8 protein-coding genes and 2 pseudogenes are annotated in these 11,776 nt (G+C 34.1%); 6 read left to right on the forward strand and 4 right to left on the reverse strand.

The window, feature by feature from the left end; all coding sequences use genetic code 11:
- Nucleotides 1-243: 243 nt before the first annotated feature.
- Nucleotides 244-870: an HD domain-containing protein gene (locus tag LRP81_RS22335; protein ID WP_230505292.1), complete on the reverse strand. Its 627-nt coding sequence runs from the start codon at nucleotides 868-870 to the stop codon at nucleotides 244-246.
- A 272-nt stretch (nucleotides 871-1,142) separates the two neighbouring features.
- On the opposite strand from LRP81_RS22335, the gene LRP81_RS22340 reads away from it, so the two are divergent.
- The 5 genes and pseudogenes from LRP81_RS22340 (at nucleotide 1,143) to LRP81_RS22360 (ending at nucleotide 6,608) form a co-directional block, all read left to right on the forward strand.
- On the forward strand, nucleotides 1,143-2,078 hold the full coding sequence (locus LRP81_RS22340; RefSeq protein ID WP_230505294.1) for an aldo/keto reductase: 936 nt from the start codon (nucleotides 1,143-1,145) through the stop codon (nucleotides 2,076-2,078).
- Between the two features lie 20 nt (nucleotides 2,079-2,098).
- Nucleotides 2,099-2,837 (forward strand): annotated as a pseudogene (locus LRP81_RS22345) (SDR family oxidoreductase).
- A 106-nt stretch (nucleotides 2,838-2,943) separates the two neighbouring features.
- Nucleotides 2,944-4,383, forward strand: coding sequence for a DHA2 family efflux MFS transporter permease subunit (locus LRP81_RS22350; protein ID WP_230505296.1), 1,440 nt, complete (start codon nucleotides 2,944-2,946; stop codon nucleotides 4,381-4,383).
- Nucleotides 4,384-4,449: 66 nt separating this feature from the next.
- Nucleotides 4,450-5,007, forward strand: a complete 558-nt coding sequence (locus LRP81_RS22355; RefSeq protein WP_230505298.1) for a TetR/AcrR family transcriptional regulator — start codon at nucleotides 4,450-4,452, stop codon at nucleotides 5,005-5,007.
- A gap of 1,355 nt (nucleotides 5,008-6,362) precedes the next feature.
- Entirely contained in the window at nucleotides 6,363-6,608 is a 246-nt protein-coding gene (locus LRP81_RS22360; RefSeq protein WP_230505300.1) for a hypothetical protein, read from the forward strand.
- A 73-nt stretch (nucleotides 6,609-6,681) separates the two neighbouring features.
- Here LRP81_RS22360 and LRP81_RS23285 read toward each other — a convergent pair whose 3' ends face one another.
- Together LRP81_RS23285 and LRP81_RS22365 are read right to left on the reverse strand one after the other, a co-directional pair.
- Nucleotides 6,682-6,834 carry an aspartyl-phosphate phosphatase Spo0E family protein gene (locus LRP81_RS23285; protein WP_263458276.1) on the reverse strand — a complete coding sequence of 51 codons (153 nt, stop codon included), beginning with the start codon at nucleotides 6,832-6,834 and terminating at the stop codon, nucleotides 6,682-6,684.
- 289 nt (nucleotides 6,835-7,123) lie between these two features.
- Nucleotides 7,124-8,488, reverse strand: a pseudogene (locus LRP81_RS22365) (Tn3 family transposase); the annotation flags it as partial.
- Nucleotides 8,489-8,634: 146 nt separating this feature from the next.
- Here LRP81_RS22365 and LRP81_RS22370 point away from each other — a divergent pair.
- Nucleotides 8,635-10,140, forward strand: a complete 1,506-nt coding sequence (locus LRP81_RS22370) for a serine hydrolase domain-containing protein (protein ID WP_230505302.1) — start codon at nucleotides 8,635-8,637, stop codon at nucleotides 10,138-10,140.
- Nucleotides 10,141-10,562: 422 nt separating this feature from the next.
- Here LRP81_RS22370 and LRP81_RS22375 read toward each other — a convergent pair whose 3' ends face one another.
- Nucleotides 10,563-11,600, reverse strand: coding sequence for a beta-carotene 15,15'-monooxygenase (locus tag LRP81_RS22375; RefSeq protein ID WP_230505304.1), 1,038 nt, complete (start codon nucleotides 11,598-11,600; stop codon nucleotides 10,563-10,565).
- Nucleotides 11,601-11,776: the final 176 nt, after the last annotated feature.

The raw sequence follows: 11,776 nt of genomic DNA on the forward strand, positions 1-11,776 counted from the left end.
TGAAATCACTTGGATACCACCTACATACATTTGATAACAATATTATAAAATAAAAAGGCAGCTGAAAGTTCATTTAACTTTCAACTGCCTTTAATAAATATTGGAGTTTTTCAGTGCCCTCGTTCAATACCGAGGTCATTTACTAGCCGCATAGGTCTTTTTTATAAACTGTCCATTATTTGGGGTACAGTTCAATATTCCATAATAGGGTGCTTTTCAATTTCTAAAGCTGCGTTAATAATTTTATTTAGCCATAGCCTTTTCTTTAAACTCACTAATATTAATCCCAGAATTAGCCATCTTCTTAATGGCAGTATCCTCAATTAAATCTTTAAAAATCTGTAGATTTGTATCAAACTCTACATGTTTATCTAGCAAAAAACTCATTTCATACTCTATGTCCAGCCAGGTTGATATGTCAGCTTCATTATGCTGTATTTGAGCTTCGAGTTTGTCTAAGGCATTGGCAACTTTAGCTTCATATGTATTTTTTTCTTCAAATTCAAACCATAATTCATAAAACTCTTTCCCTAAATCATTTCCTAAAATATCGCGTATCTTTTCAATTGATTTAATTTCATTTGTAGCCTTCTGCTCTCTAATTGCCAGATTATTTAGAGTGTCAAAGGCTGGAATGTCGCCAGCATCAGCTTCTACTAAATCATGTATAATAATCATTTTGAGCATCCTAGAAGAGTTCACTTTCTCTTTTAAATAAGGTTCTATTAACATAGCCATAAGAGAAACCCTCCATGTGTGCTCCGCCACACTTTCTTGCCTACCATTTGATAACCAACTATGTCTCAATTCATATTTTAACTTTTCTCCTAATTTTATTATCTCTAGTACTTTTTGTAAGTCAGAAATCATTTCTTAATTCCCCCTGAAAAGAATTTTAGTAATATTTTACCACAAATAGTATCTATTTTTGTGATTGTGATTACTTCACTAACAGAAGGTTCCAGACAATTTATAAAACCATTAGATGTTTTGAGTTTTAAAATACATAATGTTCATAAAAAATAACACCTTATTGTGTTGAGAAAGGTGTTTCCTTTACATATTCCAGAAAAATGTGTTAATTTACTATTAGACTAAAAAACTAATATGGTCTAATGTTCTGAGGGAGGATTGTTTATCTTATGAAAAATTATGTTTCTTTAGGAAAATCTGATGTAAAGGCACACCCAATCGGATTAGGATCCAATGCGGTAGGGGGTCGCAATATTTTTCCAAATGTAAGTGATGAAGAAGGTCGCAATATCGTTCGGGCTGCATTGGAATCGGGGATTACGATGTTGGACACAGCTTTTAGCTATGGCCCTAGATATTCCGAAGAAATCATTGGAGAAGTGGTTCAAGAGTATAAACGGGAGGATGTTGTTATTGCAACTAAAGCGGCTCATAAATATACCGATGAAAAAGAACAAAATTATGTGTTCGATAACTCACCTGCTTTCTTAAAACAATCCGTTGAAGAGAGCCTTCGACGGCTGAAATCAGATTACATCGACCTATTTTATATTCATTTTCCAGATGAAGACACACCAAAGGACGAAGCAGTAGGTGCACTTCATGACCTCAAATTGGAAGGGAAAATACGTGCTATTGGGGTTTCCAATTTTTCATTTAAACAGTTAAAGGAAGCTAATAAAGATGGGTATGTGGATGTTATTCAATCAGAGTATAATCTATTGAAACGTTCTGCGGAAAAGGATTTCCTCCCTTACGCAGTAGAAAATCAGATTACGTTTATTCCCTATTTTCCGCTTGAGCTTGGGCTTTTGACTGGAAAATATCATGAAAAGAGTACATTCAATGACTTCCGTGCCCAAATGCCAAATTTTCAAGGCAGTGCATTTAAGAAAAACTTACAGAAGGTTGAGGAATTGCGAGAAATCGCTACCTCGAAAGAAGAAGAAGTGGCTCACATTGTTCTAGCTTGGTATTTGACACAAAAAACAATTGACGTCATTATTCCTGGGGCAAAAAGAATAGAGCAAGTGAAAGGAAACATACGTGCAGCAGAGATTCAATTAACAGATGATGAAGTGGCGAAAATTAATAGTATTTTTTAACTCTAAAGAAGGTGACACATATGCAATTAAAGGGAAAAGTAGCTATTGTTACGGTGGCAGCCTCTGGAATCGGAAAAGCGATTCGCAGATGAAGGAGCTAATGTCATTATCGCATGATATTAGTGAACAGCGTATCCAAGATACAGTAAAAGAAATTGAACAGTTAAAGGGAAGGGCTTTAGGAGTAAAAACGGATGTGTCCAAGTTAACTGATATTGAGCATCTCATACAAACTACCCTTGATTCATTTCAAACCCTTGATATTTTGGTCAATAATGCAGGAATATTAGACCGGTTGACACCGGTAACCGAAATAACAGATGAGTTCTGGGAAAAAAACATAAGCATAAATTTAACTGCACCCATGAGGCTATCTAGAGAAGCAATAAAAAAAATGGTCGAAAAAGGTCAAGGGAATATTATTAATATGTCATCATTGGGGTGCTGCATGGAGGGAAAGCCGGTACAGCGTACACAGCTAGTAAGCATCGTTGGCTTACAAGAAATATTGCGTATTATCATGATCACCAAGGAATACGTTGTAATGCGATTGCTCCAGGTTCGATTAAAACCAAATTTGGGGATTAACGAAGGTGTTAATCCGTTTGGATTAGAGCGCTTTCAATCTGGGGCTGGGGCCAATATTCGGTTTTGGCGTCTGAAGAAATTGCAGAGGTTGTTTTGTTTCTAGCCTCTGAAGCTTCTAGCTTTGTTAACGGTACGGTCTTAACCGCAGATGGAGGATTTACCAGCTATTAATCAAATTAACTTATTTCTGAAAGGACACGGACAAGGTGGTGTTCTTTCTTTGATAGATACGTAAAAACACAATTAACTAATAAATTTAAACTAGGAGTGTGGAGAATTGGCTTTTGATGCATCAGTGACACCAACAAAGCAAATTACAGACATGAAAAAGGGACCTTTAATAGCCGTCATGATTATTGGAGCATTTGTTGCGGTCTTAAATGAAACCTTAATGAATGTCGCTCTTTCAGAAATCATGGTTCAATTAAATATTACAGCCAGTATAGCGCAATGGTTGACAACTTCTTATATGCTGACTATTGGAATCCTTATTCCGATAACCGCGTATTTAATGCAAAGATTTACAACAAGGCAATTATATTTGACTGCAATGGGACTTTTTACACTAGGTACATTCATTGCAGGAGTTTCACCAAATTTTGAATTATTACTTGCTGGTCGAGTAATCCAGGCGGCTGGAACAGGCATTATCTTGCCTCTAATGAGTGCAGTTGTTCTAGCATTGATTTCACCTGAAAAAAGGGGACGTGTAATGGGAGCTCTTGGAGTTGTTATTTTATTTGCTCCAGCCATTGGTCCTACAGTATCTGGGGTTATCATCGTTTATTTTTCTTGGAGAATGCTATTTTTCTTTGTCTTGCCGATTGCAATATTTGCCCTTTTATTTTCGTGGAAAATGCTCCGCAACGTTATTGATGTCACAAAGCTAAAATTGGACTTTATCTCGGTCCTGTTCTCAACATTAGGTTTTGGTGGGATTGTATATGGATTTAGCAGTGCGGGAAAAGGAGGAGCAGGTTGGGCAAGCCTAGAAGTACTCATTGGAATCCTTGTGGGATGCGTAGGCTTAATCTTTTTTACTATCCGACAAAATCGTTTAGAACACCCCATGCTATCTTTGCGTCCTTTTAGCTTTCCCTTATTTACCATTGGGGCGATTATTCTTACATTAACTATGATGGCCATGTTTTCTTCCATGATCTTATTGCCCATGTTCTTGCAAGATGGATTGAACATCTCTGCTTTACAAACGGGTTTAGCGATGCTTCCAGGTGGTATCATAATGGGAATTATGTCTCCTTTATCAGGGAAGTTGTTTGATAAATATGGGGCAAGGTGGTTATCTCGTATTGGATTGGTTATCGTAGCTGTCACGCTTCTCCTATTTTCATTTTTAGATATAAACGTGACATTAGGTAAAATAATTTTGCTCCATTCGTTTATGATGTTAGGAATCTCCCTTTTTATGATGCCAATTATGACAATGAGTTTGAACCAATTGCCTAAGGAATTTTATTCTCATGGTTCTGCAATTTTAAATACAGTTCAGCAAGTATCTGGGGCGATAGGAACAGCTTTGCTTATTACTATCATGAGCCGAGGACAAGAAGCTTACATGGAAAAATTCGGCGGAAGCTACGAACTCTCCTTAACATCAGGTGTAAACCAAGCGTTTCTATTTGCTTGTGGAACCATTGTCTTCACGTTTCTTATTTCCTTGTTAATTAAGGACACTTCAAAGGTCAAACAACCTTGATAATGAAATAGTTAGAAGTGCTTATTATGTTATGATAATCCTATAATCTATTTGGAGGAACAATTAATGAGTAAGAACACAAAGACAGAAATTTTTAAACATGCAACGATAGCTTTTAGTGAATTTGGATATAAAAATACGTCCCTTGATCAAATTGCCAAAATGTCAGGGGTAGGAAAAAGTACAATATATCATTATGTCGATTCTAAGCGAACTTTATTTAAAGAAATTATTGATACAGAAGTTCAATATAGAGAAAAAATAGTACAGGATTTTTTATCAAAACCAGTTAGCTATAACGATATTACGGATCATCTCATTTACTTTCGAGAAAATCAACTTAATCCAGAGTTGATTAAAAAAATTATTAATGAGTCAAAACAAATAGGTACAACAGAGGCATTCGAGGAACTGGCTCGTTTGGAGCAGTGCAATCACGATTTAATGAAAGATATTTTGTTGCATCTGAAAGTTACAGAACAGACGGAGACTAACATTGAACTTCTAGCCTTTTTAATTGTAGAAACCTTTAATTTGTTAACATGGAAATGGGAAGAGGGGAATGTGCCTCTCGATTATTCTGAAATCAAAAAGCAGATGAATGCGATGTTTTTTAATATGTAATATCATAGGTGTTCCTTTATGTAAACAAGTTATTGACAATCATCGCATTTATCGGAGTTCAATTCTCCGAATGAAAGCTTGATTAATTAAAATCTAAAATTGATTAAGAATGACACAAAAGTCCTTTAATATTAAGGACTTTTGTGTCTCTAACGATTGACAACAATTAACATGTAAAAATGATAGTATTCATAAAGACTTCAAATAATACTTTTTGTTCTTTCTTCAACAATCGGGCTCGTTTCTTTAGGAAATGCGTCTTTTTTCATTTAAAGGGCCAGATTGTGGAACAACTAAATATGGTACGAACATGACACCATAAAAGGTTATGCATGAAAAGCGAACATTTGAAAAAGCAGCCATAATTTATTAGCTGCTTAAGAAGAAGGTAGAAAAACATTGGGTAAATGATAATACAATTTATTCAGTAATCAAGAAATGGTGTTAACAAACAAAAAAAGACAACTCTGGGAAGTTGCCTTATTGGAAGTTAGCAGTAACACTTTATGGATATGGATTGTGGATAAGAAAGGGGAACGATCACCTTTGACAGTATAAGTGCAGCAGAGGTGAGAATAATAAAAAATGGAAAATAATCACACGAAATAGGTGTAATTGCGTTAGCTGCTGAATGGACAGCGATTTAGTCAGTTGCTTTTTATGATTAAATTTCATTTTAATATAAAGTATTAAATAATCATTGACCTAAAATTCCTAATTTTAATGGTATGAGAAGCGAAGTTTGTAACAATTGAACTTATTATTGGACCTAAATTTTTCTATGTATTCTTGATAATTCATTAGTTTATAAGTAACTAGTTAGGGGTACACTATTTACAGCTTAATAGACTTTGAGGTGATAAAGTGTGTAAAATTCTAAAGAATTAGAAATCATTAAGAATAATATTCAATACCTCGAATGTCTAAAATTAAAGCTTATAATACTAGACGACAACCAACTTAAAATTCTTAATGAACAAATACACGACCTTAAAGAAGCAATAAATAGGTTTAGATAAATTTGTTATTTTTTTATTAAACTAGAAGATGGTGTAAAACACTAAGGTTCAGAAAAGGAACTAAGTTTTTCTAATAAGAGTAATTTACATGGAAATTCTAAATTCATTCGTTTTACTCTATAATTATGTATTTTCAGCCTAACCTAAAATTGGAGGGCACTAAACTGGCTCATATGTGCTTTGTTTGGTGCTCTTATTTGTTTGTTTTAAAAGTACCATTACAATGAAGGAGAAAACGTTCTCTAAAGAGAATTAATCAGAAAACTAGTTTTGGGTAACTAGTACTAATAACTCTATTAGTAATCACTGTAGAAACGAAAGGAATAGGGGGAGTAAATGAAAAAGTATGTATTTAATAACTTCAATGAATGTATAAGAGAAATAGCTCTAACAAATGCTTTTGTTCGATGGGAAAAGAAGTCATACGAAGTGAGAGATCCAGACGGTATTTATATTGTAAACTTTTTTGATGAAAATGGTATTTTCTTGTTTTCAAAAAAAGTTGTAGAGCATTTAGAAGACAAATCATGCATTCTTGATAAATACTATAATCACTATATGAAATGGGTAGAAACAAAATAAGAAAAGGCAACTGGAAGGTCGCCCATAAAAACAGGATGAAGCAAATGAATATTACTTAGCGTAGTGAAAAATATCACTTCTGGTACGTAAATATTAATTGATCTAATTCTTTACTTAATTCAATCACTGTAGGATCACTGAATCCTTTAACTAATCCTTTAGCTATTAATATTTTCCTTCTACTTTCTATACACTTAAGTACTACATCCTTAGAAGAGTATTTCATATTAGACGTGCCTCCTCAGAAAAAAGAACTATGTATTATATAATGGATTAAAGTAGCATAAAAGGGAATGGTTTCAACAAATGAATATTAATTTCGACAAATTTAACTAGTAATATTAACATAGTTTTATTTTTTGCTCATTCTTATATAGCGTTGGTGGTAATAGTAATCATTCTTATAGGAATAATCATATTCCGAATTATTTCTTTGTAGTAGGGGTACCGTCAGGAAAATGCGGATTTACAACGCTAAGCCTATTTTCAAGACGGTCCCTCCATTTTTAACAACGTTAAGAAAGTTTTAGTGGTCTTAAAGAATCTAATGAGATCACTTTCTCCGAATTAAAATGGTATTCTCCTAGTAGATTAATATGTTCCCAGCCTAAAGGTGACATATGATGCAATAAATCTTCATTAAAGCTACCTGTCCGTTTTTGATATTCAACTGCTTTTGTGAGATGTAAAGTATTCCAGATACTAATGGCATTGATAATTATGTTTAAAGCACTGGCCCTTTGAAGCTGATGTTGTATGGTTTGTTCCCTAAGCTCTCCTTGTTTTCCGAAGAAAATAGCTCTTGCCAGCCCATTCATGGCTTCTCCTTTATTCAATCCTCTTTGTATTTTTCTTCTTAGAGATTCATCTGAAATGTAATTAAGAATAAAGATCGTTTTTTCTATTCGGCCCATCTCCCGTAAGGCTGTAGCTAAGCTGTTTTGTCTTGAATAGGAACCTAGTTTCCCCATAAAAAGGGATGCTGAAACTGTTCCTTCCCTTATAGAATGAGCTAATCGCAAAACATCCTCATAATTTTCTTTAATGGCCTTTGTATTTATTTGTCCACGTAAAATGGCTTCTAGTTTTGGATATTCACTTGCTTTATCTATTGTAAATAATTTTGAGTCCGATAAATCCCTTATTCTTGGAGCAAATTTAAATCCTAATAAATGAGTCAGCCCGAATATTTGGTCTGTGTAACCAGCCGTATCTGTATAATGCTCTTCTATGTTTAGATCCGTTTCATGGTGCAACAAACCATCCAAAACATGAATCGCATCCCGTGAATTTGTATGAATAATCTTTGTGTAGTAAGAAGAGAATTGATCACTCGTAAATCGATAGATGGTGGCTCATTTTCCAGTTCCGTCATGTGGGTTTGAATCCGCATGTAGTGACGAAACACCCAGTTGCATTCTCATACCATCTGACGAGGATGTAGTACCGTCTCCCCAATAGGAAGATAATTGTAATTTGTGATGAAAATTTACTAATATAGCTTGGGCTTTATTCATGGCATCTTCATACATGCGCCATTGAGATACATTGGCTAATTGTTTATATGTAAGTCCAGGTGTTGCTTCAGCCATCTTGCTCAAGCCAATATTCATTCCCATTCCTAAAAGGGCAGCCATGATAAGGATAGTTTCTTCTTTATCTGGTTTTCGATTATTGGAAGCATGAGTGAATTGTTCATGAAATCCTGTTATATGAGAAACATCCATGAGTAAATCGGTTAATTTTATTCTTGGCAGCATTTGATAAAGGCTTGCACTAAACTTTTTTGCTTCTTCTGGAACATCTTTTTCTAAACGTGCAAGTGACAGCTTTCCTTTTTCGAGAGAAACCCCGTCTAACTTGTTGAAATTCGCAGTAACGATTCATCCATTATTTAAAATTTGGGTTGTCACAGCGGATCTTGAATTCGTACAAATGATGAACGAATTGTGACATTTTTGGAAATTACAAGGGAAATTTGCATAATAGTAATAAATTTATATATTGATAAATTTGGAGGTTATCTATGAAAAGAAAAGCCATCATTTTTCTTATATTGGCAATCATCACTACTATCCCATTTTCTTTGAATCATAACGATCTAACTAGAACAACCAATCTTGATAAATTGATTAAAGACGTAAAAACAAAAACTGAAAAATTACTAAGTAAATGTAATATTCCTGGGGCAGCAATTTCTGTGCTAGAAGATGGTCAAGTTACATGGATAGGTACGTTCGGTTATGCGGATCTTGACGTTAAAAGGAAAGTTGATCAAAACACTGTGTTTCAAGTTGCTTCGATTTCTAAATCAGTGACAGCACTTGGAGTGATGAAATTGGTGGAGGATGGTCTCATCAATTTAGATGATCCTATTGAGAATTATATAACAAGATGGCAGCTACCTGAAAGTGAATATGACCAAAAAGCGATAACAGTGCGAGGGTTATTAAGTCATACATCAGGGCTATCTGTCGGTGGAGGTTATCCTGGCTACGAGTCCAATACACAGCTGCCTACTTTAGAGCAATCACTTAGTGGGATTGGTGGTGGTTCAAAACCTGTTGAATTAGAAAATGAACCAGGAGCGCGGTATAGCTATTCAGGTGGTGGTTATAACTTACTGCAACTCATGATCGAAGAAGTAACAGGAGAAGACTTTCATTCATATCTAAATGAAGTTGTTCTTGCACCGTTAGGAATGGAAAATAGTAGTTTTCAATGGGATGATCATCTCCAAGATAAGACAGCGAAAGCTTACGATGTAAAACTACAGTTGTTACCAAACTACATATTTACCGAGAAAGCAGCGGCCGGACTTTATACAACGATAGAAGACATGAATAAGTTTATCATTGCTGAAATCAATAGCTTTCACAGATCGGGGATTTTAGAAGCTGACACGGTTCAAGAGATGTTTAGCCCTATTTTAGAAGTTAGAGGTTTTGAAAGCTTTATTAATGATGAGGCGGCATTAGGTCATTTTATTAATCACGCAAATAACAGTATAATCGTTACACATGATGGAAGTAACAACGGTTGGAAGGCACATTTTTCGATGGAACCACAAACAGGAAATGGGCTTATTATTTTAACGAATGGAAATAACGGTACTTATTTGTTAAATGAATTAGTTAGTGCTTGGTACTATACAAACTTTGGGATCGAACGCCAGTTTGATCAATTAAGGCATACTGTAATGGCGATGGTGTATGCTCTCTCAATATTGATTTTATGTTGGTCATTAAGTGTCATAGTTAATTTAGTTTCTGCTTTTATTAAGAAGGAGATAATAATTACTACGTATTCAAATAAGAAAGTTCTTTTATCAAAAGTGCTCGTGTCCATTGTTTTAGTGAGTGGAGCGTTTCTTTTGAGCAAGATTTCGGTACTGATTTTATGGTTCATTGATCCGTTTATTGTAATCCTACTCGTCACATCTGTCTTTATTAGAACAATATTAGCAGTTTTACAACTATTCACAAGGGAGAGGGAAATACGTAAACATGTAAGGTGTTTTGATGACAAATAGAAATAATAAATTCAGCGAAGGTGTAGCTTTAAAATAAAGTTTAATCAAAAACGTTCAACAAACCCCATATTCTACGGCACAAAAAAGAATCCATTTTGAAAAAAGATTGATTAAAATGGATTCTTATCCAGTAGATTTAAGTTTAGTTTTTATAAAAAAGTTTGATCATTTATGTAATCCTTCCTCCATTAAAGCGCCCGATCGTAATATAATTTTAACCAGTTTTTACTGGTTGAAATTTTTTTATTTGTTTTTATTATTGCGGTAGTCGGAGTAGAACGTAGCGCCCGTGGGACATAGATCCCGTAGTTTAAGTAGTTTTTTCACAAACTTAGATTAAAAGTACAAAACACATTTTTTACTAAAGGAATGCTTACTCTTTGGTAAATTGAGTAATAAACTTTCTTCTAATATCTAAAACTTTAATCCCTCGAACCTTTATTAATTATCATATTCAGTATCATTTCTTTCATCTGTAAAGGATTGTCAGATCTGATAGCGATTTTTGAATACTCCTTTTCTATCCCCATCAACAAAGTGACTCTTACAGGTGTTTTCATTTTTAAAACAAAGTCAGGGTAAATCTGCTCTAGGTCTCTTGCCATAAATTCTATCGTATCCTTTGATACCTTACCTTCAAGTATATTTGAGTCTTCGATAAGACACTCAATATTTTCAAATTTAATTTCTACACGCTTTATTATTCCAAGTGAGAGAAACATTGATTGTTGATTCATTTGCGTTGGATTTAAGCGCACTGCTTGGATATCAGCTAAGAAAAAAATTACAGTATAAATATTAAGTAATAATAAAATAATTGAGAGAATCATGGATTTATCATGAAGCCACCAGTGGATACCTAATGTTTCAATCACAATAGTATGAATCAGCATCACTTGAAAGGCAATATAACTAGAATTTTTATAAAGTGTCATACCTTCAGGAGGCTTCTTTTTCCAAGAGAAGAGAGCATAATAAATCATTAGTATTTCCGAGCGGGCTATATAAGTTATCGGATTTTTCTGAAAATATTTATCGTATGCATGGGGAAATGAAAAAACCAGCGGTAAGGAACTCATTGTCACATGTTTGAAAATTTTAGATAAAGTGCGCATAAATGAAACAATCAACATAACCAAGAATATGGCGGCTATACCTATCCCTGCCCAACTAATTGTTGCAAACGGCTCTAAAAGATGACTCGGAATAATGAACCAGGCTATAATACATCCCGTGACACATAATATGACAGTTGTACTAACAGACATATTTTTTCTGTAAAGCATCAAGAGTAATGGCAGCAATATTACCAGATCAATTACTGATGCTAATACTATACTGTTTGTCTCCTCCGAAGGAAGTAGGTTGTATCCTATACTTGTTTGATAAAGCATATAATTGCTGGTTAAAATTATTGCAAACATAAACACCCAAATTTTTTTTCCTTTAATTACTTTCATAAAAATCACCCTCCTGCCTTTTTTTACATGCCTAGGATCCTAGCCTTAATTAGTTACCACCCACAATTAAATGATCTTCATTTATAAATCAAATATAATTTCAATTTGTATCAACAATATATTTATTAAAGTAACATATTGCCTTTTATTTTTATTAACATTATTATATATGTACA

Origin of the sequence: Sutcliffiella rhizosphaerae (genome assembly GCF_917563925.1) — a bacterium.
GTDB classification, from domain to species: domain Bacteria; phylum Bacillota; class Bacilli; order Bacillales; family Bacillaceae_I; genus Sutcliffiella_A; species Sutcliffiella_A rhizosphaerae.

Bases quoted from the DNA above. Each gene is read 5' to 3' on its own strand.
- LRP81_RS22360 (WP_230505300.1), top strand. From the start codon at position 6,363: ATGAAAAAGTATGTATTTAATAACTTCAATGAATGTATAAGAGAAATA.
- LRP81_RS22340 (WP_230505294.1), top strand. From the start codon at position 1,143: ATGAAAAATTATGTTTCTTTAGGAAAATCTGATGTAAAGGCACACCCA.
- LRP81_RS22355 (WP_230505298.1), top strand. From the start codon at position 4,450: ATGAGTAAGAACACAAAGACAGAAATTTTTAAACATGCAACGATAGCT.
- LRP81_RS22335 (WP_230505292.1), bottom strand. From the start codon at position 870: ATGATTTCTGACTTACAAAAAGTACTAGAGATAATAAAATTAGGAGAA.
- LRP81_RS22375 (WP_230505304.1), bottom strand. From the start codon at position 11,600: ATGAAAGTAATTAAAGGAAAAAAAATTTGGGTGTTTATGTTTGCAATA.
- LRP81_RS23285 (WP_263458276.1), bottom strand. From the start codon at position 6,834: ATGAAATACTCTTCTAAGGATGTAGTACTTAAGTGTATAGAAAGTAGA.
- LRP81_RS22370 (WP_230505302.1), top strand. From the start codon at position 8,635: ATGAAAAGAAAAGCCATCATTTTTCTTATATTGGCAATCATCACTACT.